Raw genomic sequence first — 25,030 nt, 5'->3', positions numbered from 1 at the left:
TTTAAATATCTTTCGCTCTTCTGAGTGCATTAATTAAAATAAAAACAATGAAAAAGGCGCTGATCGCTTTATATATCGCGGGATTTGGAATGGGCCCGCTGACTATTTCTTTTGCCCAGGATCTTTCAACCCAAAAAGTCCCGCTTGATCCGGGTGTGCGGACAGGAAAACTTAAAAACGGCCTGACTTACTATATCAGAAAGAATGCTGAGCCTAAAAATCGTGCAGAATTGCGTCTTGCTGTAAAAGCAGGATCGGTCCTCGAAACGGATGCACAACAAGGATTGGCGCATTTCATGGAGCATATGAACTTCAATGGCACGACCAATTTCCCTAAAAATGAACTGGTTAACTTCCTTCAAAAGACCGGTGTGCGCTTCGGGGCGGATTTGAATGCTTATACGGGTTTCGACGAAACTGTTTATATGCTGCCTATTCCTACTGATTCGGCCGGATTGCTGGACAAAGGCCTTCAAGTGCTGGAAGATTGGGCGCACGGCGCCTTGCTGGATCCTGCCGAAATTGAAAAAGAGCGCGGCGTTGTGCTGGAAGAGTCGAGAATGGGACGCGGTGCGCAACAGCGTATGCGGGATAAATTCCTGAAAGTAATCCTTAATAATTCGCGCTATGCAGAGCGGCTGCCGATTGGAAAAGACAGCATTCTTAAAAGCTTCAAACCGGAGACAATTACAGCATTTTACAAGGATTGGTATCGCCCTGACCTGATGGCCGTTATAGCTGTCGGTGATTTTGATGTGGATAAAGTGGAAGCTACGATCAAGCAGAAATTCGGTTCAATGCCTGCGCCTGTCAATGCTAAGAAGCGGACAAAATATACCATCCCACTGGATGGATCAACACAGGTGGCCATCGTGACAGATCCGGAATATCCGCAGAATCTGATTCAGCTTATTTACAAGCAGCCCAACAGCAAAGAGAAAACATTGAAAAATGTACGGGACAACTTCGCGCAGGGATTGTATAATTCAATGATGGCGCAGCGCATGCAGGAGCTTACCCAAAAAGCGAATCCACCTTTTCTGTACGGAGACAGCCAGTATGGCGACTTCCTGGGTGACCTGGATTCTTATACTTCGATAGCATTGGCCAAAGATGCCGCTTCGATGAAAACTGCTTTGACCGCATTACTTGAAGAAAATGCACGTGTGCAGAAATTTGGCTTCACACAGCCGGAATTGGATCGGGCAAAAAAAGATTTTTACAACTCCATTGAGCAGTATTATAAAGAACGGGATAAGACTAAGTCGGCAAATCATGTTCAGGAATATCTGGACCATTTCCTGCACGAGGAGCCCTATATGAGTGCAGAGGCTTATTTTGAATTTGTAAAAAAACATTTGGAAGGCGTCTCACTGGCGGAAATCAATGCGCTTGCCAAAAAATACATAACAGACAAAAACAGGGCCGTAGTGGCCATGGGACCCGAAAAGAGTAAGGACGAACTGCCTAAGGAAGCCGAAATCCGGAAGCTGTTGCTTGAAGCAGGCAAAGATGTAACTGCCTATGTGGATGACGTCGTTGACTCCCCCCTCTTGCCTGCCGAACCAAAACCCGGGAAGGTGGTCAGCGAAAAGCAGTTGGATAAGCTGGGCGTTACCGAGCTTACATTGTCAAACGGTGTAAAGATTTTGCTGAAACCGACAGATTTTAAAAATGATGAAATCCTGATCAAGGCAACCGGTAAAGGAGGCTATTCGCTATTTCCGGAAGAACGTGAAACGGGTATTTTCGCCAGTTATCTGGTTCAATCTGGCGGTGTAGGGCCTTATAACCAAACGCAACTTCAAAAATTCCTGGCTGGAAAAACGGCCAGTGCCGGGCCTTACCTGAGCGAGCTGACCGAGGGAATGGGCGGCAGCACTAATCCGAAAGACCTGGAAACGACATTGCAGCTGATATACGCCTACTTCACAGCACCGAGGAAAGATGCGGACGTGGTAACCGGGATCTTGGCGAACCAAAAGGCCTATCTCGAAAACATGCAAAAAACGCTTACTCCTGAGAAAGTCTATTCCGATTCTCTGAATGGCGTCCTGACCAGCTATGACCCGAAACGCAGACCATTGAAGCCGGAAAGCATTGACAAGGTGAATTTGGATCGTGCGGTGGAAATGTACAAAGACCGTTTTGCAGATGCATCCGATTTCGTGTTTACGTTTGTAGGTGCATTCAAGCCGGAAGAAATTAAGCCGCTGCTCGAAAAATACATTGGCGGGCTGCCTTCAACCGATCGTGATGATACATTTAAACACCCCAACATTTTCCCTCCGAAAGGGACTATTGACAAAACAATCTACAAGGGTTTAGAGCCTAAAAGCCGCGTTACACTGATTTCAAGTGGTGAATTTGAATATAGCCCTGAAAACAATATGCAGATCGAAGCATTGCAGGAAGTGCTGCAAATCAAGCTCATAGAGGCATTACGCGAAGAAGAAAGTGGCGTGTATGGCGTAAGTGTTTCAGAAAGCACTGACAAATTTCCCTCAGGACATTACCGGTTCAGCATTGGTTTTGGATGCGCGCCTGAGAATGTGGACAAGCTTGTGAAACGCGCGAGAGAGGAAGTGAACAAGGTGAAGCAGAACGGTGCAGATCCAAAAGACATTGAAAAATTTGTAGCGGAAACACAACGTAAAACGGAAACTGCGTTGAAAACCAACAACTTCTGGCTGGATTACCTGGATGATAACACATTCCTGGGCGACGATCTGAACGAGATTTTCATGCAGGACAAATTATTGAAATCCATCACCGTTGCCAGCACCAAAGCGGCGGCTGAAAAGTATTTCAATGACGACAACTTCATCAAGGTTGTGCTTATGCCTGAAAAGAAATAACCCAATAAGCTGACATGAAGGAAGATGCAGAACTTATTGCATCTTCCTCAGTCGGTAAAGAAGCTCCCCTAGCCCGTTAATCTGAATTTCATACATGGTGCTGAGCAACATTCCGAGCTTACCTGGCGGAAACCCCTGCCGCTGAAACCATTCCAGATATGAAACCGGCAGATCGGCAATCAATGTATCCTTGTATTTCCCGAAAGGCATTTTGTATTTCAACAGCTCCTTCAAAATGGCCGGATCGGGCACTTGCATTTCTTCCATAAACAATGTTTTAAGATTCGTTTGCTGCGCGAAGTTTCAGAATAAGGCTTGTTTTCATATCGAAAAGACCCTTTTCCAAACCGACAGGATAAGTGTGCGGGTTCACAAATCGCTTAATGCCTTTGTGAAAGTTGGAAAGCTGTTCCTGAACGCGGTCTCTCGTTTCATGAACGGAAGGCATTTTATAAACCAGGTAACCTTTAACAAAAATCGGCACCAGCAAGTCTTCAAAAAATGTGCTTTCTGAAAATGACCGGTTTCTGGTGAAATCATAAGGATCTACCATGGTCGCTTTGCCGGTTGCAGGTGTTTCGATGTTAAAAATCATGTCAGATACAAATCCTTTGGTATCCTTGAAACGGCGCACCTGCTGGATGCCGGGCGTGGAAACCTTGATAGCCTGTTCTGAAAGTTTTAACTTATAATCCCATTCACCTGATTCGGAACGGATTGCAGCAAGCTTGTATACACCGCCCAATGCAGGCTGATCATAGGCCGTCACGAGTTTTGTGCCTATTCCCCAAACATTGATCTTTGCACCCTGGATCTTCAAACTGTCCATAATGTGCTCGTCGAGATCATTGCTGGCCACAATGTTGGTTTTTTCAAACCCTGCATCATCGAGGAGTTTCCGCGCTTCGATGCTCAAATAAGCCAAATCGCCAGAATCAAGCCGGATCCCGCCCAAGTCATACCCACGCTCGCGAAGCTGATTACCCACTTTGATCGCATGCCGAACGCCATTGAGTGAGTCGTAGGTGTCCACGAGCAGCGTTACATTGTTGGGCATATATTGCGCATACGTTTCAAAAGACTCCAATTCACTGTCAAACGACATAACCCAGCTGTGCGCGTGCGTGCCCTTTACAGGAATGTCGTACAGTTTACCAGCCAGGACATTCGACGTCGCATCAAAACCACCAATGTAGGCGGCCCGGCTTGCCGTTACGCCACCGTCAGGACCTTGCGCTCGTCGCAAACCAAATTCAAGCAGTGAATCGTCCTTGGCAACCAGGCGCATCCTGGCAGCTTTTGTGGCGACGAGCGATTGGAAATTTATGAGATTTAAAAGAGGCGTTTCCAGCAACTGACATTGTAAAATCGACCCCTGGATGCGTAAGAGCGGCTCATTCGGGAAGACAGCCGTTCCTTCGGGTATTGCGTCGATGCTGCATGCGAATTCAATGTTTTTGAGATAATCCAAAAAACCCGGCTCAAACAGTTTTTCGCCGTCATTTCCTGTAATGGAGCCCACATAGGCAAGATCCTCCTCGCTAAACCGATATTCACTCAGATAATCAACAACGCTACTGAGCCCGCAGGCAATGGTGAAGCCACCCTGAAACGGATGTTTTCTAAAATAAAGATTGAAAACTGCTTCCTGCTCGGCCTTTCCCGCTTTCCAATAACCATAAGCCATTGTAAGTTGATACAGATCAGTGAGTAAGCTTAGTGAAGTGTTGTATAATTGATTAATCATCCCGCATTTTGACACAATATGAAGGGCCTAATTAATAAAATTAATTGACACATCAATAAGCCATTTGTCTGTAAGCGGAGTAAGGAGTTGACCAGCCTGTCAGCCATATCGCATTTTTTGCATAAATTTTCAATAACGTGCCTGCGTTTTTACCAATCGCTTTGATTCAAATAAAAACAATTCTGCTTGCCTGATAATCAGCTATTTAAATTAAACATTTCCTATTTTACGTGTGACATTACCTATAAACGTTAAGTGCCTCAATTCTTCCGATTGGTCTGAAAAATGATCTTTTGAACCCATATAAATCGTATGTCTCTCGACAAAGGAGGTTTTTGTTCACTAAAACAAGATTTATGAACGAATCAATTGACACGCGGATCCGGGCTGTTGCATTGAATATCAGGAAGATCAGGGAGTACAGGAATTACACACAGGAGTATCTGGCGATGAAGCTGGGCATTTCACAAAATGCATATAGTAAGATTGAATTGGGTTACACGCGCATTACACTGGAACGTCTCATACAGATCTCACACATTCTGGACGTTGATACGGTCAATCTGCTAAGCGCAAACGCCGAAGATCTGGTGCGGCTGCACACTTCGAAATGATATAGCATTGCATGAAAGCAAAAAAGGGCTGTTTCGCGATGAAACAGCCCTTTTTTATGCCTTCTCTTAAATATCAGATTGCTTCCAGAATGCGCTCGATAGCAACCTGATAGCCAATCTTTTCTTTTAATTCGCTGATAGCAACGCGCTCCTGCTCCATAGTGTCGCGGTGGCGGATCGTTACCGTGTCGTCTTCCATAGTTTGATAATCCACCGCAATACAGAATGGCGTTCCGATCAGATCCTGGCGGGTATAACGTTTGCCGATGGCCGCGCCGTCATCATAAGTGGTGCGGAAAGACGATTTCAATGAGTTGGCAATCGCCTGCGCTTTTTCGGCTAACCCGTCCTTCTTAACCAGCGGAAGCACCGCCACTTTGAATGGTGCCAGGGCAGGATGCAGCTTTAAATAAGTTCTCTCCTTCACGTTATCGCCTTCGCCAACCGTCTCAACAGTATAAGCGTTGCAGAATGTAGCCAGGAAAAGCCTGTCCGCCCCTACCGAAGTTTCAACCACATACGGAATGTAATTTCCGTAGGGCTTACCATTGTCATCCAGGTCCGAATCGAAATATTGTTGTTTCTTTTTCGACAATTCCTGGTGGTTTCTCAGGTCGAAGTCTGTTCTTGAATGGATCCCTTCCATCTCCCTGAAACCAAACGGGAACTGATATTCAATGTCGACAGCCGCGTTTGCATAATGCGCCAGCTTTTCATGGTCGTGGAATTTCAATTTTTCCGCAGGCAAGCCAATCGCTTTATGGAACTTCATCCTGGCCTCTTTCCAGCTCTCATACCAAGCCATTTCGGTGCCAGGGCGGATGAAAAATTGCATTTCCATTTGTTCAAATTCACGCATACGGAATGTAAACTGACGCGCAACGATCTCATTTCTAAAAGCTTTTCCTATTTGCGCAATCCCGAAAGGAATCTTCATCCGGCCGCTTTTCTGCACATTAAGGAAATTGACAAAAATCCCCTGAGCCGTTTCCGGACGCAGGTAAATCAGGTTCGAATCCTCTGCAACAGAGCCAACCTGCGTACTGAACATCAGGTTAAACTGACGCACTTCCGTCCAGTTGGCAGTTCCCGAAACCGGGCATTTGATATTTTCTGAGATGATCAGTTCACGAACGCCGTTCAAATCTTCGGCACTCAGCAAACGGCCCATTTCAGCCAGCAAAGCCTGTCCTTTTTCAGCCTGACCTTCTGCTTCATATTGTTCCGCTTTTCCTTCCAGCAGCTGATCCGCACGATAACGCTTTTTAGAATCCTTGTTATCAATCATCGGATCATTAAAACCATCCACGTGACCGGAAGCTTTCCAGGTCAGCGGATGCATAAATATAGCCGCATCAATGCCCACAATGTTGTCGTGCAGCTGCGTCATGGCTTTCCACCAAGCCGCTTTCAGGTTATTTTTTAACTCAACACCATTCTGACCGTAGTCATAAACAGCTTGCAATCCATCATATATTTCAGAAGAGGGAAACACAAAACCGTATTCTTTGGCATGCCCAACAATGTCTTGTAAAGAAGTAGCAGGTGCTTGGTTCATTCTATTTGGTTAAAAATCAATAAATAACAACAATTGAATCCACTAAAATCATCAATTGGGCAAAATTAGCGAATTTGCTGTCAATGCGGCAGGAAGGCTGGAAAATTTAGGGGTTTGCAATGCCCTATCTCATCTACAAAGAAGGTTCGCCATTGGACTTAACCTGGATAAAAGGAACATTTCTTACCAGCAGACTGTCAAACTTGCTACCAATTGTGCCAATTGAATGCAAGTCATCAAATGAGATCTTACCCTTCACAAATTCTTCCAGCGTTGACGCTGTCACATCCTTAAATTGAGGCCCCCAGCCGCTTCCCGGATCGCCACACAATGTTAGCAACTTCAAATCAGGCGTAAAATTAGCAATGAGCCTTCCATCGCCCTCGGCAATAACCTCATAAACCTCTTTGTCCTTTGCACTGTTTATATAGTGGTAATAAAGCTTCGGAATAGCTTCCAGCCTTTGAGATTCACGATTGCCTCCGGTGAGATAAAGTGTATCAACCTGAGGATCAACTTTATCAGAACATCCGAAGATAAAAAACAGCAGAAATGCCATGCTGATGACGATCGTTCTCATAATTTTCAATGTTTTAGTTAGACAATATGCAGTGTTGAGCCGTTCAGGGTTCAATGAAAACCAGGTGCTGGTTGGGACTATATAAATTATTATATAAATTGTTCCATGTCGTCGCATTATTCCCACCGTGCCAGTTGAGGATATCAGTCATAGAATGCTGGGCAGATGCATTAGCTTTTGATACCATATTGTTGATGATGTCGTTTACACTTGGCATGGATCGGAATGGTCCGAAGCCCCATTTCGTTTCATTTTCCATCCATTCCCTTGCTGACATATTGTTGTGCAGGTCCATTGCTGCATAATTGTTTTGAATTTGGTTTCCAGAATCGTTTTGTTCATGCTTGGAAGTTCCATCTTGCGTAAAGTCAATTGCCTGATTTTCACTTGCTGGCGAGCCCTTTAAGATATAACGGATTGACAGAGCATTCCAGGTCGCATGTTTAAATGCATTTCCTCGATTTCCCAAATTTTCGTTAGGATATAATCCTTTGGTTAACGCTTTCACATCATTTGCAGCCTGGATATAATGTTGCGCATAACCAGGATTTAGCAGCAAATGATTCTTTTCAGGCTTCGTCAAAGATCCAGGTGATGGACCATTAGTCCTGGCATTTTTAGCGTTTTCCAACGCAATCACCTCCGCTACAACATCACGCTTGCATAGTGTCTGATAGTAATCATAGATGACAGCTCGCTTTTCATTTGCTTCTGCATGCGTTTCAATGTTTGGAAAATCTCTGTAAATTCTTTCAAGATCTTTCTCCAAAACGCCCTCCTCCGAGTTGATGGTGGGATATTTAGCGTTTTGCGTTACTAAAATACGGAGTAGTTCTTCGTAGGTTATCAATGCTCTCTCACCGGAAGAGCGAACATTAGCATCTTGCGCCGCCTTTTCATAATAAGCATCGAACTCTTCCTGCGTTTGCCCGAAAAGTTCTTTTGGGAAATAGATAGGAATGATAACGCGCTCTCCCTTGAATTCAATCGTTTCGGCTTTTTCCGATGCATTTGGTGCCGACGTCTGTTCAAGTTTCGGATCATTACAAGACAAAATCGTGAAGCCAAAAATCAGCAAACTGGCAGCTTTTCCCAGATTTAATTTCATAAATTGTAACTGTTTAAATAGTGAAATATTATTTAAATGATTCATGTCCCGCCCTTCCGACGCCAATCTGGGGGCGGGACTTTATGCTGCAAGATATTTGACATTTATTAAGAAATAGCTTGGGACATTCAGTCAATTACCTGGCGGCAGGCATGAGTGTCCGAACGGTATTTTCGGTGCAAGAAATTGTTTCCAAAATCGGAGCGTATTGTTCGAAACCGAACAAACTTTTATATGAAAAATTGTGTAACATATTGATTTTGAGCAAGTAACATGTATGGCATATTAGTTTTATAAGCTAAAACTATATTGCTTTTCAAATCCTGACTAATAACAACTTCATATCATGTTCCTTAATTACTTCAAAATCGCGCTTCGGAATTTCCAGAATCAAAGGCTGTTTAGCAGCTTGAATATCTTTGGGCTGGCGATTGGCATGGCGGCGGTTTGGCTGATGGTTTTGTATGTTGCCGATGAGCTGAGCTATGATCGTTTTCATGAGAAAGCGGATCGCATTTATCGGGTTACCCACGAAGCAAAATGGTCTACGGGCGGCTTCAAATTTGCGCCTACTTCGGCTCCATATGCTGCTGCGCTGCAAAACGATTATCCCGAAATTGAAAAGACGGCCAGAATCAGCACGGAAGGCGGCGGGACGATCACCTTTGCAGAAAAGAAGATCGAGGCTGGCAATATTTTCTTTACAGACCCTTCGATTTTTGGCATTTTCACTTATCCGCTGCTCTACGGCGATCCTAAAACAGCATTGCAGGGTTCACAAAAAATAGTCCTTACTAAAAAATTGGCAGAGAAATTGTTTGGTAATGCTTCTGATGCTTTGGGAAAGACGGTTTTGTTTTCAAATAATTATCCAAATACCGTTACCGGCGTGCTTGCCGACGTGCCAGCTAATTCACATTTGAATTTTCAAGCATTGCGCTCGCTTCCTGAGAATTACACCTCTGGCTGGCAGCAATCGGATCTTTACACTTATATATTATTGAAAAATGGCGTCGACGCTGCGAAATTTGAGCATAAACTCGACGGATTTTTTACAAAATATCTCAAAAGCGAGCTTGGAGATGTGCAGTACAAGATGTCGTTACAGCCACTGACTTTCATCCACTTACACTCTGACCTTGAATATGAGATCGGCGCAAACGGAAACATTAAGACGATTTATATATTCTCTGTCGTCGCTGCGCTCATTCTCATCATTGCCTGCATTAATTACGTGAATCTTTACACGGCGCGCTCCATGAAACGGGTGCGTGAAGTGGGTGTCCGTAAGGCGGTTGGCTCGAAGCGCTCACAATTGGTTGCCCAATTCCTGACCGAATCATTTCTAATGACCATTTCAGCAGGGATCATCGGTGCGTTATTGGTAATAATTGCATTGCCTTTTTTCAATGAACTAGCGAATAAATCGTTGACAATGAGTTATGGTAATAGTTGGTCAACGGCTTTGGCAGCATTGGGATTTGTTGTGATCATCGGTCTGGTCAGCGGCGTTTACCCTGCCTTTATGCTGTCCGGATTTAGGCCGGTTATTGCTTTAAAAGGTCAGTTGGGCAGCCAGATCGGCGGTGCTCAGTTTCGTAAATCGCTGGTGGTTTTCCAATTTGCCGTAACCGTGATCATGATCGCTTGTTCCGGCATTGTATACCGACAATTGTATTATGTTAATCATAAAGATCTGGGGTTCAATAAGGACCAGGTTTTGACATTTCATATCGATCGCGAAGAAACCAGGAGCCAGATCAACGCGATTAAGCAGAAACTAAACCAGAGCCCGCTTATCGAAAGCGTTGCTGCTGCAAGCAATCCGTTAGGGAACAATGGGTTAAGTTCCGGCGGTTTGTTTATAGAAACCGAATCTGGTGAAATGCCCGGTTCGCCACAGGTAATCAAGCGATTTTCGGCAGATGGCGATTTTGTTAAAACATTGGAAATTAAACTTTTGCAAGGCAGAAGTTTTCACGACAACTCCCCGGCTGACCAAACCGACGCACTGCTGGTGAATGAAGCTCTGGTAAAAAAACAAGGCTGGAATGATCCGGTCGGCAAAAGGATCAGATACTTTATTGATGACAAAGGCACAACGAGGGAAGCAAAAGTGATTGGTGTGGTCGCCGATTTTCACACCTATTCTTTACAGCACAAGATTGAACCGCTGGCGATCCAGCTCCCGGCGCCATCGGACAAAGACAATGTTTACGTGCGTATCCAACGCGGAAAAACGCAGGAAGCGTTGGCTTATATCAGCAATGCTTACAAGCCTTTCGATCCCGAAGCAAAGCTTGATTTTCACTTTATCGACGAAAATTTTTCCAAACAATATCGGGCAGAACAAAAGCAGGGAAGCGTTTTGCTATCATTTGCAGTGTTGGCTGTTGTTATTGCTTGCCTGGGTTTGTTCGGGCTTGCAGCATTTGCCGCGGAAGCCAGAACTAAGGAAATTGGCGTCAGAAAAGTCCTGGGTGCCAGCGTGCAAAACGTCGTCTTGCTCCTATCGGGCGACTTCTTAAAATTGGTCGTCATCGCCATTATAATCAGCATTCCTGTGGCAGTTTATGCCATGAACGAATGGCTGAAAAGCTTTGAATATCAGGCTGGTTTATCGTGGTGGGTGTTTGCCTCGGCTGGTTTTATCGCATTGGTCATTGCGCTGCTCACAGTGAGTTTCCAGGCGCTCCGGGCTGCGCTGGTTAGTCCGGTTGAATCATTAAAAAGCGAATAACATCCGGATTAAGGGCTGGGCGGCAACCGCTGGGCGGCAAACCGCTGGGCAGCAAACCGTTAAAAATAGTTAAACGGCACCTCAGCGAAAATCAGCGCCCGAAAATTTGGCTAGTTTTGGGAATGATCCAAAATTACTTCAAAATCGCCTGGCGTAACCTGCTCAAACGCAAGTTCTATTCACTGGTAATGATCTTCGGACTGTCGGTCGGGATGACATTTACATTCCTCATTATGAGCTACGTATGGGGTGAAATGAGGGTCAACGGCGACTTGCGAAATGCGGACAATCAATACATTGTCCGCAGCAAATGGAAAAACCCGGATATGGGCATCGATATGGCGACCCTGGGTCCGCTTGGTGCAACATTAAAAGCTGATTACCCTGGTTTGGTGGCGAATTTCTACCGTTACGACGGCATTACAGTTGCCGTTTCCAAAAACGATAAACATTTCCGTGAGGAGGTGCAGACGGGTGATTCAACATTGCTTGCCATGTATGGTTTCCCGCTGTTACACGGCGATGCCAAAACTGCATTGAACCGTAGCAATTCGGTGGCCATAACCGAGGAAAAAGCATTAAAATATTTTGGCAGAACAGATGTTTTGGGTGAAACATTAACCTTGCACAATTTCATCGGCGGTAAGCAGGAATTCCAGGTTACTGCCGTTTTGAAAACGCTTGGTAATAATTCTGTGAACAATCTGTTGCCGAAGCCTGTAGAAATTTTTATTCCGCTAAGTAGCTTGGATGGCCGAAAGGGCGCCGAAGATAATTGGGATTTCCCCTACATGATCACCTATATTGAGCTGCAAAACGGCATAACGCCGAAAGACCTTCAAAAGCCTGTTGCTCAAACTCTTGCAACGCATGGATCTGCAAATACAAAGGCCAATCTGGAAGTTTATCTCACGCCTCTCAAAGAATATTACCTCGACGCAAACAATGGATTAGTTCGGAAAATGATCTACACACTTTCCGGTGTGACGCTTTTTATTTTGCTGATGGCCATTGTCAATTTCGTCAACATTTCCATTGGTAAATCCTCCTCTCGTTTGAAAGAAATTGGTGTTAGAAAAGTGCTGGGCAGCCAGAAAATACAGCTAGTCGGTCAATTTCTTGCTGAATCCGTTATTCTTGCATTAATAGCCATGCTTCTTTCGATCTTATTTTACGAAATCTCGCGCGGAGCGTTTTCGGATATTTTGGGAAAACCATTGCCGTCTTCATTGGTATTGTTCCCCTATTCACTTGTTATGCCATTGTTTTGCGCATTGATAATCGGCTTAATGGCAGGCATTTACCCGGCTTTTATACTTTCAGGCATCTCTTCAATCGACTCCATGAAGGGCAAGCTCAAATCGATCAGGGAAAATGTGCTGTTGCGACGGGGGCTTGTTGCGTCACAGTTTGTTATAGCCCTGTTTGTGTTTGCGGGCGCAGTCGTCATCGCTAAACAGGTCGATTATTTTTTCGACGAAAATCTGGGTTATAACAAAGAATCGCTTGTTTCCATTGCCGTTCCCCGCGATTGGACGCCAGAGGGGTTAGCAAAAATGGAAGCCATCCGGGACCAGCTTTCGCAATTAAAGGAAGTAAGTAATGTGAGTCTGTCCTACGAAATCCCAAACGGAAACAACGGCGGTCACACCGGGCTATACAAGTCCGGCCAGGATTCGACACAGGCCATTCACACCCAATTTGTAAGCACAGACGAAAAATATGCCGACACTTACCAGATCAAAATCCTGGCTGGAAAGTTCTTTAATGCCAAACAAGGTGCATTTCAGGCCAACCGGATCGTGCTGAACCAGACTGCTGCGAAAGCCCTGGGTTTCGCAAATCCTCAAGACGCAGTTGGCCAGCAGGTAAGGGTCCATAATGTGCCTGGCATACTGACTATTGACGGCGTTTCGGCGGATTTCAATTTCGCGTCTATGCATCAGGTTATCAAGCCATTGGGATTTTTTCACGTAAAAGAAGGAAACGCGTTCCGCTTCCTCACATTCCGCCTCAACCCGTCTAATTTGGGTGAATCCATGGCTGTTATTGAAAACAAATGGCGGGAGCTGATGCCCGATGCGCCGTTCGAATATGCATTTATGGATGACACGCTTCAAAAACTGTATCAATCCGAAATGCAGCTTAAAAAGGCATCGCAAATAGCGACCACTCTCTCTGTGGTGATTGTTTTACTCGGCGTCCTCGGCATGGTTTCACTCAATGTCGCCCGCCGAACGCGCGAACTGGGCATCCGCAAAGTCCTCGGCGCCTCGGAAATAGGCATTATCATGCTTTTTCTCAAAGAATTTTTGCTGGTAATGGCATTAGCCATGCTCATCTCCTTCCCCCTGGCATTCCTGACAATGAAACGCTGGCTGGAAACCTACGCCTACCGCATCCAGGTCGGCTGGGAACCGTTCGCCCTGGTCGGAACCGGATTTTGTCTGATTATCATTATCCTAGTCTGCCTGCAAACCACAAAAGCAGCATTAATGAATCCTGTTAAGAGCCTGCGGAGCGAGTGATGCGGGTTGGGGATTATCATCCGAAAGCATCTTATGATAATCCTGAGTTGAGTATTTTTTCTTGTCTAACACTTCTTTCAATTCTTTTTGCAATCCCTGATCAAAATAATCCATCAACATCTTCCTAACTTCAAGTTCCTCTGACTCACTAATGCCCTGTTCGAAAAGCCTTAATAAGCTAATCTGCATATCATTAAGCTTGCTACTTCCACGAAATTGTTCCGATGTTGACACCATTTCCATCCTGATTTTACCAATGCAATTTACTAAATATCGCGATTTACTGAAACAAATTTAATCCTGCTTAAAACTAATAATGGTGTGGTAATGTAATTACTAAACAGATTTAAAAACCTCATAAAGAACATATTCATCACTTTCTACAAACTCATGAATGGATTGAGTTTTTGACAGTAATATCTCAGCTAGTGCGGAGGTTGAACAGTTTCCGGTTCTTATCCAGATCACTTTGGGAGGAATGGAAAAAAGATGAAGAAGGCGGACAAAATCGTCATCAATGGTAAGAACTGCATCATAGTTATTTTCACGGGCAAACATGAAAATTTTATGATCATCTGCATTAATCAGATCCAAACTCTTCACATGCTGAACCTCACTATAACCTTCTGAAATAAGAGGCAGTAACCGATGCGAAATGTTCTGATCTACTAATAACTTCATGCAGCAACATCGTAAAAGATTTTCTTCTGCTGGTTCGCGGAGAATTCTAATGCAACCATAATATCCTCCTTTGTCAACTCCGGAAAGTCAGCAATAATATCTTCGAATGACATTCCAGAAGCGAGCCAGAGTAAAATATCCTCTACTGTAATCCGCATTTCACGGATGCACGGCTTTCCACTTCTTTTGCCTTCATCTATGCTGATAATGTTCTTATAGATATACATAACAGGATTTTATATGTTAAACAAAAATAGCAAATCTTTCCATTAGACAGCGCCCTAACTCAACCGCACCGAGAACAGATCCTTGGACCGCATATAAATGTAGCTGACGACGATGATGGTGAGGATGCCGCCGGCCATGACGGATGGGACTGTGCCGAATGCTTTGGCCATAACTCCCGATTCGAACGCGCCGAGTTCGTTGGAGGAACTTACGAAAATGCCGTTTACGGCGGCTACGCGTCCGCGCATTTCGTCCGGAGGATAAATGAGCAGGATTGTTTGTCGGACGATTACACTTACACTGTCGAAGACACCGGTGGCGAACAGGGCGGCGCAGGATAACATAAAATTGGTCGATAAGGAAAAAATAATGGTGCAAACCCCAAAACCGGCCACGGCAATGAGCATATTTCGCCAGGCATTGTGCGTAGGCGGATAGTAAGCCATGGCAAACATTGTGAGCAGCGAGCCAATGGAAGGAGCCGCCCTGAGCAATCCCAACCCTTGCGGCCCGACTTTCAAAATATCCTCTGCAAAAACGGGCAACATAGCCACCACACCGCCAAAAAGCACCGAAAAAAGATCCAGCGAAATCGCATATAACACAATCCTGGTGCGGAAAACAAACCGGAAACCTTCTTTCAGACTCTCTATAATAGGCGTAACAATCTTAGGAAATTCGGGGCGTGTTTTAATCATCCCTAACAAGATCCAGCAGACTACGAAGTTGCCGATCACAATCAGTAATGTGTTCGTAAGACCCATGTAAGCGTAAAGAAAACCGGCTATGGCCGGACCGGTAATAGATCCAGCCTGTGAAAACGAACTGCTCCAGGTGGATGAATTGTGATAGATCACCCTGGGCACCAAAAACGGTTTCAGCGAACTCGAAGCTGGTGAGTAAAAGCCTTTTGCAAAACCTATTAAGGCAAAAACAGCATATATGACGATCAAATGCTGCGTCTCCGAAAGCCTGTCATAAATAAATGGTTGAAAGGCCATGTAAAGGATCACAGAACCCAGCAGAATCACCACCAAACTAATATGCATGATCGTGATCTTGTTCTTTTGATCGGCTACATAACCCCCGAAAATGGAAGTTATAACAAAAGGAATTACCTGCGCGAGCCCAATCAATCCAAGCGCCAGCGGATCGTGGGTAAGTTTGTAAAGTTCATACGCGACAATGACTTCCTGGATTAGGATGGACGCGGAAAAGAGAAATGAATTGGATATAAAAAACCGGAAGTCGGAATACCGGAGCGCTGCGTAGGGATCTTGGGAAGAAACTGTTTTCAATTCGTTAATTAGGTGTTCATTTTGGGTAACACGAATCTTTTACATTTCGTTTACAATGTTTTACAGGCCTTTTACGGCGTCTCTTTCAGGTTGCCCTACATTTGGTTTAATCAAAAAACAGCCAACCTTTTAAGTCAAATGTTATGAAAAACAATCTCTGGAAAATCGTCGCGGCGCTGACCGTCATGTTTTCGCTTCCGCCCTCTGTTGCGTTGCCCAAGGAAACGGTGGATGGTTTTTACTGGAACCCGGTTCTGCTGAATGGCCGATCGGCAAGTTCTGCGCAACTGGCTGCCGCAAGTTCAGGTAAATTGTCGCTTGTAAAGTTTGATTCCCAATCCAGCCGGGTTACCAAAGTGCCGTTCATCATTTACCTGAAAAGAGGCGGAAGGGTCATCAATAATGATGCATATGCGCACAATAATGCGGTTCTGGAAGGTGACATTTACGAAGTTCTGAAACCCGCACAAGCCGGCGATCAGCTGATCATTGATCCCGTCGATAAAGAGGCTCAGATCGATCGGCGCGTGATCACCGTGCGCAGCGGTCAGTTGACACCGCAATTCAAATGGTTTGGTTTTTACAAAAAAGGCGATGGCTGCTGATTCGTGATGGATTATGTTAAATTTGTTTATCCTCTTTAATTCCCTTTCAATGCAACCGTTCCGAATTGCTCTGTTTCAGAATTGCATGGATTTCAGGAAAATTGTTTTCCTGGTGCTGTTCATTGAACTATGCTTTTCGGGAAATGGGGTTTTCGCAAATAATGAGCAATTCCGGTTTGCTGAAAAAGCCAATCTGGCCCTTCGGCGCACGGCGCATTTGCTGTTACTAAAAAACGGCGATTCACTGTCAACCATCCCGCCCGTAAAGCAAACTGACCCGAACACATTCTCAATCCGGATGGAGCATTTTTTTGATTATGAGGAACTTCCGGCGTTACTGAAACAGTCGCTTGAAATGCAAAACGTTAGTCGCGGCTATAATGTAATGGTGCTGAATTGTGCGGACGGAGAAGTCAAGCTCGGCTATAATTTCCTTGAACTTAACCAAAAAGACGGCGTTGCCTGCGGTGGCAGAAGACTGGAAAAAGGCTGTTACCAACTGAAAGTCAGCTTCATTCCTGAAAACAATGAGACTAAAACCGCAAGCGGAAACTGGTGGCTGCTGCCGTTTGGAAGCGCGCTGGCCGGTCTGGGTTTTATGGTTTGGAACAAAACCAGGCACAAAAAGGATTTGAGGCCCACTTCACCCGCCGCCAACATTACTATTGATACCCGGACACGCATCGGCGCTTCGCTTTTCGACATTAGTAATCAAACATTGATTTCCGGCGATGCCACACACCAGCTTACATTCCGCGAAGCGAAACTGCTCGCATTGTTTGCCAAAAACCAGAACCAGGTCCTGGATCGCGACTTTATTCTCAAATCTGTCTGGGAAGATGAAGGCGTAATCGTGGGCCGCAGCGTAGATGTGTTCGTTTCCCGGCTCCGCAAAATGCTCGCCAGCGATCCTGCTGTGAAGATTACCGCCGTCCACGGTGTTGGATACAAAATGGAGGTCTTTTCCTAAAATTCCATGTTCAAAACTTTCCTGAAAATTGCCTGCCGCCATCTGTGGCAGACGAAATTGTACGCCCTGATCAATGTCACAGGCCTGGCGATCGGCACGGCTTGTGTGTTATTAGCTGTGATTTACCTTCGATCCAGTTTGATATCGTTTCGCCTTTTCAATTTCTGCAAGTTTCATTTGATGACAAAAGCTGGCTGAATGCTTATCTGGGAACATTTGTCGTGCTTCATCCGCAGGCAAATCCGGACGAAGTGATCGGAAAATTCATCCGTATCCATGAGCTGAATGCTAAAAGCGACAAAACGGTGACGTACGGCTTGCAACGAATTACCGACATACACCTGAACCCACAGGAAATCTCGGATCAAATCCGGGAAGCGGGCATGTGCTGAATAACCGTCAGAAATTATCTTCTAATAATGTCTGGGGACGCGGCTTACTTGTGTTTCAATTCGCGATGGCTGTGGCGCTTGGCATTGCCACGGTGGTTTTTTACCGGCAAATGCAATTTATCCAAACCAAAAATCTGGGCTATAATCCGAATCAGGTTATTAAAATCGGCATCTCGGGCGTGCGGGACGTGCAGAAGATTACGCGCAGTTTTCGATTTTATTTAAAAGAAAACACTTTGATAAAAAGCATATCGCTCGCTGGCGAATTCGGTTTTCGCGACATACAGGTGAATGATCGCAAACTGCTCAGCTATATGCGCACAATCGACGAAAAATACATTGATCTCATGCAGATCAGGATTGCAAAGGGCAGGAATTTCTCAGATCAGTTCCGCTCCGATAGTGCATTTGGCGTTCTGGTGAATGAATCATTTGTGAAAGCCTCGGGCTTCAAAGATGCCGTTGGCATGCAGATCACGTCCGAACCAAATGCTGCCGAAAAGCTAACGATTGTGGGCGTTGTCAAAGACTTTCATTACGGATCATTGAAACAACGCATTCAGCCCATGGTTATGCCCATGAGCGGCCATTCCGGCGGTGACGCGCTCTGGGTCAAGGTAGAGACAGCGCAACAGACAGAAGCATTGGCCTTACTGGAACGAACATTCCAGAAAGTATTACCGGGCGCGGTTCTCAATTACCAGTTTTTGGATCAGCAAAATGCGCTGGAATATGAAACGGAAACACGCTGGCAGCAGATCATTGGTTATGCAACCGCCATTTCTATGGCTATATGCTGCATTGGATTGTTCGGACTCACGCACTTAGCAACTGCCAGACGGGCGAAAGAAATAGCGGTCCGGGTCGTTCTGGGCGCAACGGCTTCACATATAGCCCTGCTTTTTTCAGGCGATTTCCTGCGGATTGTCATCATTGCCATCCTGCTCGCCTGCCCCGTCAGCGCCTATTTACTGAACATTTGGTTGAGCGATTTTGCCTACCGGATCCACATTTCCTGGTGGATGTTTGCGGCTGTGGGAGGTGTTGCATTTGTGCTTACGCTGCTTACGGTTTCGTCCCAGGCGTTCATCTCGGCGCTCAAAAATCCGGTTCGCTCTTTACGCGCAGAGTAAACTTTTAAGGTCTTTGGAAATGCGGCGTTGGCCACGTCCGATACCGTACACATTTGTACGAATTCGGACGGTTCGGCTATATAATCAAAAATGAAACTTCTTACTATCAACAAGTTAACCTTTTGGCAAGCCTTTTTTTAGTAGGATTGGCATAAGAGACGGAGGTATATGCATTTGTTTTTAAATGTGCTTGTCTGTAATTATACCAAAAATCTCAAACCCAACATTTTTTATGATTAAGTTAGAAAAGATATCCAAATATTACCCGGCAGGTTTTGGCAAAACGTATGTGTTGCGCCACATTGATTTACACATTAAAGAAGGCGAGTTTGTATCGATCATGGGACCTTCCGGTTCCGGAAAATCGACATTACTGCATATTTTAGGGTTACTCGAAGAACCATCCGAGGGCGAATATCTTTTCCTGGACGAACCCGTTCAGAAACTGTCTGAGAAAAAGCGGACTGAACTGCACCGCCACCACATAGGATTTGTTTTCCAGGCTTATCACCTCATCGACGAACTGACTGTTTATGAGAACATTGAAACACCATTACTGTACAAAGGAACGCCAGGATCGGAGCGTAAAAGCAGGGTTGCAGAATTGCTCGACCGCTTCAATATGGTTGCCAAAAAAGACCTTTTCCCCCACCAGCTTTCCGGTGGACAGCAGCAACTAGTAGGCGTTGCCCGTGCTATTGTGCATAACCCGAAAGTGATTTTTGCAGACGAACCAACCGGCAACCTGCATTCTGAGCAATCAATCGAGATTATGGAATTATTTCAAAAACTTAACCAGGAAGATAAAGTTACCATCGTTCAGGTAACCCACTCGGAAGTCAATGCCGGTTATGGAAACCGGATTGTACGCTTAAAAGACGGGTGGTTAGCCTAGCATTATCTATTAGCCATGAAACATTTAATTTTACTTTTCTGCCTTTTACCGGTTTTCGGGAAAGCGCAATCTACGCTCAGCCTCGCTGAATGTGTGGATCTGTTGATCAAAAACAACCTTACCTACAAACAAGGAAGCCTTCAAGCGGAAGCTGCTCAGGCTCAATTGCGCCAAACGCGGTCGCAGATCCTGCCGCAAATTTCAATCACCGCGGATCAGAGCTTGAATATCGGTCGCAGCATTGACCAATATACCAATACGTATATAGACCAGGTTTATGGTTATAATGCGATTGGAACGGGTGTTAGCATTCCCATTTTTCAGGGTTTTAAATTACAAAATCAAATCCGCCAGGGAACATTGCTTAAAGAATCGGCAGTAGAGAACCGCACCGCCGTTTTGAATGCGCAAACCGTTCTTTTAATGCAGGGTTATGTGAATGTTTTGGCAACCAATGCATTGCTGGACGCTGCTAACCAGCAGGTTGAATCATCGGCTCAGCAAGTTGACCGTGTAAGCAAGCAAGTAGATGCCGGAATTATTGGATCCAACCTCTTATTTGAAATTAAAGCGCAGCTTGCCAATGACAAATTTGCCCAGGTAACAGCGCTTAACAACTACCGTACAGCCCGTCTCGCATTGTTTCAGCGGATCAACATTAGTCCTGATGATAAAGTCCAGTTCGAGGCATTGACCCCGAAAGAAACCATTCCCCAGGCAGATAACGCGACTGCTATTTATGAAGATGCGCAAAAGACATTTCCGGAGCTCCGGAGTGCGGAGTTATATCGCCAAAGCTTTGCATATCAGGTCAAAAGCATTAAAGCAGACAATTACCCATCCCTGAGTTTGGGCGGCAATATGCGGGCTTTTTATGCTTCCACCAATGCTAATCTTGATTATTTCAAACAATTGAATGCGACTCGCAACGGCTCCATTGGCGTGAGCCTGAACATCCCGATCATGGGTCGCTGGGTAACGCGTCCGCGTGTTGAGTATGCAAAAGTACAGGAACGCCTGGCGCAGAACACATTGGATGTAACCAACCAGCAACTCAGACAAGCCATTGAACTCGCCGTGCTCAATCTCAATGCCATGGCAGATAAATATGCAGCAGCAACCGGACAGGTGGAATCCTTGACCGCCAGCTTTGCAGTGGTAGAAAGTAAGCTGAATGCTGGGATTGCCAACATCTTCGAGTATTCACTTGCCAAGGCCAATCTTGCCAAAGCACAGGCCAATGCCATCCAGGCAAAATATGATTATGTCATGCAGCAGAGATTATTGCAATACTATCGTCAGGGCAACTGGACGGGCGTATTTTAAGATATAAAAGAATGTTAGGTTAAATTTGGTATCGGTAATCTTTAAGAGGCAGTGACATTCTCACTGCCTCTTTTTTTGTACTATTTGCTTAAATTAAGTTAAATAACTAATTGGTTACATAAACATTATTATCTTGCTTCAACTAACTAAACATCAGCTATGAGAAAACTTATCCTCTTCTCGTCCCTCGGGATTTTATGCCTGGTTGCCGAGGTCCGGGCGCAACTTCCGAAAGGCACCCGATATTGGGGCGCTACAATTACTTCCAATGGAGAAGCCACCACCCAGAAATCCAATGCTTACAAAGCAGATGCAAAACTCGCAAACATTTATCCGTCCCTGAGGACCGGGTGGGTTTTCAAAGAGAATACCATCTTCGGCATTGACCTGAGCCCGTCTATCAGCCTGTCGAGAACTAAAAACGATTTCTCTGGAACTGAAAGCAAATATAAATACGACGGACTGGCCGTGAATCTGACTCCTTATCTCAGAAAATACAAATCATTGAGCCCCAAATGGTTGCTATATGTTCATTCGGGAGTAAGCCTTAGTTATGTGAGAACCAAAAATACCGGTGACGAAGAATCCAGGATTAAAAATGGCTATGGTGCGGGAATCAACATTGTGCCCGGCGTTGCGTATCGGCTGACGCCGCGTTTCTGGATTGAGTCGGACGTGAGCGTTTTCAATCTTAACCTTTCGTACGTGAACTTCAACGATAGCAACAACATCAATTTTGGAACAGGGTTAAGGTCTGAAATTCAGCAGTATTTTACGTTACGCGCTGCATGGTATATCCAAAAATCTAACTAACCGACGCCATGAAAAAGCAAATATTAATCATATTGTTACTGCAAACTTTCCTCGCAACGGCAGCAATGGCCCAGCTTGAAGGAAGGAGGTTCCTGTCGGGCGGCATAGGCGTGAATTTCACGAATAACAATCCCGATTTGACCGAAGCCACGAATAATTACGGCGGAAATGTCAACATTGGCGTCGGAAAATTCACTACGCAGAATAAAGCAGTTGGCTGGAACCTGACCGGTTATCTCGGCGGAGCCAAGACCTTACGCTATGTCAACGGTCAAAATGAGTCCCATAGCGGGATCAACCAATATGGAATTGGTGTGGGGCGGTTCTGGCAGTTTTATAAGCATTTCAACGAAAAAATCGGCATCTATGTAGGCCCGAACGTAAGCGCCAACTACAATTACAGAAAAGAACGGATTGACGAACAGAACGATGTCAATGATAAAAAAACCCATGAGACAACGCTCGCATTAGGCGTGGGTGCTGGTGTATATTACAGGTTGTCGGAAAGATGGTGGCTGGATGCAAGTCTTGGATTTGCCACCCCGTTTTCGTTGGGCTACACCAAGATCAACAATGATTTTATCGGATCCAATACGAGCTCAACATCAAGTCAATTCACTTATAACCTGTCGCCGTCCTTCACTTTCCCAAGCGTCGGATTGGGGTTGCGTTATTTTTTAGCTCATTAAAAAGCTGCCCGATTTCTAACTTTTAAGACTTTTTACATTAAAAACATTGTGGATATGCCTTCTCTGGTATATCCACATTTTTTATATTAATGAAAAAATATACCCTGTTTCTCATTCTCGTTTGGCTGAGCGCTTGTCACAAGCCCAACACTGCTAACTTAGCAGAACCCTGGCAGCCCGATTACGACGTAAAAAGATCTGAGTCGTCGATTGAAGCATATGAGAAGAAGGATGCCATAAAAATGCCTGCGACCGGTGGGATCGTTTTTACCGGAAGCTCGTCATTTACCAAGTGGCAGAATGCAGCCGAAGACCTTGCACCGCTGCCTATTATCAACCGCGGTTTCGGCGGATCAACATTCCCCGAGGTAATTTATTACGCGCCCCGCAACGTATTGAAATACAATCCCAAAACAATTGTGACCTACTGCGAGAACGATATGTTCGGCAAAAAACCCAAGACGCCTGAACAGGTCAGGGACGAATACGTTACGTTTGTAAAACTCGTACGCGGCAAACTGCCTGATGTGCAGCTATATTTTGTTTCACTAAAACCTTCTCCGTCCCGGTGGGCGAAAAAGGACGATGTGATCAAGGCCAATCAGCTGATACAGGAATACATTAAGAAAGACAAAAAACACCATTATATAGATGTCTGGCCGGTAATGTTGAAAAACGGCCGGCCGGACGGGAGCATATTTGTCGGCGACAGCCTGCACATGAATGATGAGGGTTACCGCCGTTGGACTAAGGTTTTTAAGCCGATTCTGGAAAAGGCATTGTAGCGAAAATGTCTGGCCTGGCAGCTAAATCCAAAGATTTTAAAAGAACAGTAAGGGTATTGGTTTTAACGTAAAGTCACTATATTAACCGAAAAATACATTTCCGGGTAAAAAAGTGATATCGCATTCAAATAATGAAAGTAACAGCGGTTTTTGACATTGGCAGGACCAATAAGAAGTATGTACTTTTTGATGAAAAGTATCAGATTATAGATGAATTTTCAGAGTCACTTCGGGAGACAACGGACGAAGACGGGTTCCCGACCGAGGATATTGAACTGCTAACCAAGTGGGTGCAGGATCGCTGGACAGCTTTACTCGAAGATCCGAGATATGATATCAAGGCAGTAAACGTCGCCGCATATGGTGCCAGTCTGGTGCATCTGGATGCTTCTAATAAGCCGCTTACGCCATTATATTCGTATTTAAAGCCTTTTCCTGAGGATCTTTTAAAGCAATTTTACAGCAAATACGGCGACCCGACGCGGCTTTCCCTGCAAACGGGTTCTCCGGCGATGGGCATGTTAAATTCGGGCATGCAGCTCTACTGGCTCAAATACACTTACCCCGACATTTACAAGCAGATCGCTTCAACATTACATTTACCACAATACATTCTCTATCTGCTCACAGGCCGTAAAGTGAGCGATTACACTTCATTAGGCTGTCATACAGCACTCTGGAGTTTCGAAATGTGGGATTACCACGAGTGGGTGAAAGAAGAAGGAATTCACAAAAAGCTCGCGCCCGTTTTGGCGTCCTCTTCATTTATATACAGGCATAATGACAAAGGCATTCAGTCGGGATTTGGATTGCATGATAGTTCTTCTGCGTTGATTCCTTACCGCATGGCTGTTAAGAAGCCATTTGTGTTGCTGTCAACCGGAACCTGGTGTATTAATTTCAATTCATTCGCTTCCAAGCCGATGACTTCCTATCAGCTCGAACGCGATTGCATGAACTACCTGACGCCCGAGGGCAGCGGAGTGACAGCATCTCGATTGTTCTTGGGCAGGGAGCACGATTATCAGGTTGCGCGCATTGCCGAATATTTCCGCGTAGAGCCGGATTTTTACAAAACTGTTGCCTTTGATGAAGCAATCTTGAAACAAGATACGCCTCCTTTTTATACCGCTTGCATGGTCGGAAACGGGCCTTCACCTGAGCCAAGCCCACAAGACTGGCAGATCAGCGCATTTGCTTCAGCTGAAAGCGCCTATCATCATTTGATCAAAGGACTTACAGAATTGCTGTTCAAATCACTCGATCTGATCGGGATCAATGATGTACAGGCCATCTATATTGACGGGGGTTTTGCAAGAAATGAGATTTTCACGAAGCTTATCGCGCGCAATTACCCGAATCACACCGTTTACGCGACGGACCTTCCTTATGCAACGTCCTTAGGCGCTGCATTGCACGTGACAAGGCCACAGACATTCGATTTTTCAAAAGAAATTTACGAGATAGAAGCACAATGACTCA

General features: G+C 45.1%; 23 protein-coding genes. 14 read left to right on the top strand and 9 right to left on the bottom strand.

Annotated elements, in window-relative coordinates:
* Positions 1-47: 47 nt before the first annotated feature.
* Complete coding sequence (locus tag L0660_RS03805) at positions 48-2,858, top strand: pitrilysin family protein (RefSeq protein ID WP_235158246.1); 2,811 nt, start codon at positions 48-50, stop codon at positions 2,856-2,858.
* A gap of 33 nt (positions 2,859-2,891) precedes the next feature.
* Here the strand turns inward: L0660_RS03805 and L0660_RS03800 are convergent, their stop codons facing one another.
* Both L0660_RS03800 and L0660_RS03795 read right to left on the bottom strand, forming a co-directional pair.
* Entirely contained in the window at positions 2,892-3,125 is a 234-nt protein-coding gene (locus L0660_RS03800; RefSeq protein ID WP_235158245.1) for a DUF3820 family protein, read from the bottom strand.
* 10 nt (positions 3,126-3,135) lie between these two features.
* Entirely contained in the window at positions 3,136-4,605 is a 1,470-nt protein-coding gene (locus L0660_RS03795) for a nicotinate phosphoribosyltransferase (protein ID WP_235158244.1), read from the bottom strand.
* Positions 4,606-4,961: 356 nt separating this feature from the next.
* Here L0660_RS03795 and L0660_RS03790 point away from each other — a divergent pair, with 356 nt between their 5' ends.
* On the top strand, positions 4,962-5,219 hold the full coding sequence (locus tag L0660_RS03790) for a helix-turn-helix domain-containing protein (RefSeq protein ID WP_233795633.1): 258 nt from the start codon (positions 4,962-4,964) through the stop codon (positions 5,217-5,219).
* Positions 5,220-5,292: 73 nt separating this feature from the next.
* Here L0660_RS03790 and L0660_RS03785 read toward each other — a convergent pair whose 3' ends face one another.
* From L0660_RS03785 to L0660_RS03775, 3 genes are all read right to left on the bottom strand, one after another.
* The gene (locus L0660_RS03785; RefSeq protein ID WP_235158243.1) at positions 5,293-6,777 is read right to left on the bottom strand and encodes a glycine--tRNA ligase; all 1,485 of its coding nucleotides are present in this window, start codon (positions 6,775-6,777) and stop codon (positions 5,293-5,295) included.
* A gap of 133 nt (positions 6,778-6,910) precedes the next feature.
* Entirely contained in the window at positions 6,911-7,357 is a 447-nt protein-coding gene (locus L0660_RS03780; RefSeq protein WP_235158242.1) for a hypothetical protein, read from the bottom strand.
* 43 nt (positions 7,358-7,400) lie between these two features.
* Positions 7,401-8,465 (bottom strand): DUF6973 domain-containing protein, encoded by a 1,065-nt coding sequence (locus L0660_RS03775; RefSeq protein WP_235158241.1) that lies wholly within the window; start codon positions 8,463-8,465, stop codon positions 7,401-7,403.
* A gap of 346 nt (positions 8,466-8,811) precedes the next feature.
* Between L0660_RS03775 and L0660_RS03770 the strand changes: the two genes are divergently transcribed.
* Together L0660_RS03770 and L0660_RS03765 are read left to right on the top strand one after the other, a co-directional pair.
* Positions 8,812-11,205 (top strand): ABC transporter permease, encoded by a 2,394-nt coding sequence (locus L0660_RS03770; RefSeq protein ID WP_235158240.1) that lies wholly within the window; start codon positions 8,812-8,814, stop codon positions 11,203-11,205.
* Between the two features lie 122 nt (positions 11,206-11,327).
* Positions 11,328-13,733 (top strand): ABC transporter permease, encoded by a 2,406-nt coding sequence (locus L0660_RS03765; RefSeq protein WP_235158239.1) that lies wholly within the window; start codon positions 11,328-11,330, stop codon positions 13,731-13,733.
* Here the strand turns inward: L0660_RS03765 and L0660_RS03760 are convergent.
* The 4 genes from L0660_RS03760 to L0660_RS03745 form a co-directional block, all read right to left on the bottom strand.
* On the bottom strand, positions 13,698-13,970 hold the full coding sequence (locus L0660_RS03760) for a hypothetical protein (RefSeq protein ID WP_235158238.1): 273 nt from the start codon (positions 13,968-13,970) through the stop codon (positions 13,698-13,700). The two genes, L0660_RS03765 and L0660_RS03760, sit on opposite strands and share 36 nt — an antisense overlap.
* Positions 13,971-14,069: 99 nt before the next feature.
* The gene (locus tag L0660_RS03755) at positions 14,070-14,414 is read right to left on the bottom strand and encodes a DUF5615 family PIN-like protein (RefSeq protein WP_235158237.1); all 345 of its coding nucleotides are present in this window, start codon (positions 14,412-14,414) and stop codon (positions 14,070-14,072) included.
* Positions 14,411-14,641, bottom strand: coding sequence for a DUF433 domain-containing protein (locus L0660_RS03750; protein ID WP_233795624.1), 231 nt, complete (start codon positions 14,639-14,641; stop codon positions 14,411-14,413). The genes L0660_RS03755 and L0660_RS03750 overlap by 4 nt, the downstream gene beginning before the upstream one ends.
* Before the next feature lie 54 nt (positions 14,642-14,695).
* Positions 14,696-15,940 (bottom strand): MFS transporter, encoded by a 1,245-nt coding sequence (locus tag L0660_RS03745; RefSeq protein ID WP_235158236.1) that lies wholly within the window; start codon positions 15,938-15,940, stop codon positions 14,696-14,698.
* Positions 15,941-16,083: 143 nt separating this feature from the next.
* Here L0660_RS03745 and L0660_RS03740 point away from each other — a divergent pair, with 143 nt between their 5' ends.
* The 10 genes from L0660_RS03740 to L0660_RS03695 all read left to right on the top strand — a co-directional run bounded on the left by L0660_RS03740 (position 16,084) and on the right by L0660_RS03695 (position 25,026).
* On the top strand, positions 16,084-16,545 hold the full coding sequence (locus tag L0660_RS03740) for a hypothetical protein (protein WP_235158235.1): 462 nt from the start codon (positions 16,084-16,086) through the stop codon (positions 16,543-16,545).
* Positions 16,546-16,630: 85 nt separating this feature from the next.
* Entirely contained in the window at positions 16,631-17,515 is an 885-nt protein-coding gene (locus L0660_RS03735; protein WP_235158234.1) for a winged helix-turn-helix domain-containing protein, read from the top strand.
* Between the two features lie 44 nt (positions 17,516-17,559).
* Positions 17,560-17,907, top strand: coding sequence for a hypothetical protein (locus L0660_RS03730; RefSeq protein WP_235158233.1), 348 nt, complete (start codon positions 17,560-17,562; stop codon positions 17,905-17,907).
* Positions 17,901-19,040, top strand: a complete 1,140-nt coding sequence (locus L0660_RS03725; RefSeq protein WP_235158232.1) for an ABC transporter permease — start codon at positions 17,901-17,903, stop codon at positions 19,038-19,040. The genes L0660_RS03730 and L0660_RS03725 overlap by 7 nt, the downstream gene beginning before the upstream one ends.
* Before the next feature lie 232 nt (positions 19,041-19,272).
* Complete coding sequence (locus L0660_RS03720; protein WP_233795619.1) at positions 19,273-19,935, top strand: ABC transporter ATP-binding protein; 663 nt, start codon at positions 19,273-19,275, stop codon at positions 19,933-19,935.
* A gap of 15 nt (positions 19,936-19,950) precedes the next feature.
* A complete protein-coding gene (locus L0660_RS03715; RefSeq protein ID WP_235158231.1) occupies positions 19,951-21,261 on the top strand; it encodes a TolC family protein in 1,311 nt (436 codons plus the stop codon).
* Positions 21,262-21,420: 159 nt separating this feature from the next.
* Complete coding sequence (locus L0660_RS03710; protein WP_235158230.1) at positions 21,421-22,074, top strand: outer membrane beta-barrel protein; 654 nt, start codon at positions 21,421-21,423, stop codon at positions 22,072-22,074.
* 8 nt (positions 22,075-22,082) lie between these two features.
* On the top strand, positions 22,083-22,763 hold the full coding sequence (locus L0660_RS03705) for an outer membrane beta-barrel protein (protein ID WP_235158229.1): 681 nt from the start codon (positions 22,083-22,085) through the stop codon (positions 22,761-22,763).
* An 89-nt stretch (positions 22,764-22,852) separates the two neighbouring features.
* The gene (locus L0660_RS03700) at positions 22,853-23,548 is read left to right on the top strand and encodes a GDSL-type esterase/lipase family protein (RefSeq protein ID WP_235158228.1); all 696 of its coding nucleotides are present in this window, start codon (positions 22,853-22,855) and stop codon (positions 23,546-23,548) included.
* A gap of 131 nt (positions 23,549-23,679) precedes the next feature.
* Complete coding sequence (locus L0660_RS03695) at positions 23,680-25,026, top strand: FGGY-family carbohydrate kinase (RefSeq protein WP_235158227.1); 1,347 nt, start codon at positions 23,680-23,682, stop codon at positions 25,024-25,026.
* Positions 25,027-25,030 lie beyond the last annotated feature (4 nt).

It is taken from the genome of Dyadobacter sp. CY351 (assembly GCF_021502625.1).
Taxonomy (GTDB): domain Bacteria; phylum Bacteroidota; class Bacteroidia; order Cytophagales; family Spirosomataceae; genus Dyadobacter; species Dyadobacter chenhuakuii.
The sequence above is the reverse complement of the archived record's forward strand: the minus strand, read 5'-3'. Positions and strand labels throughout refer to the sequence as shown.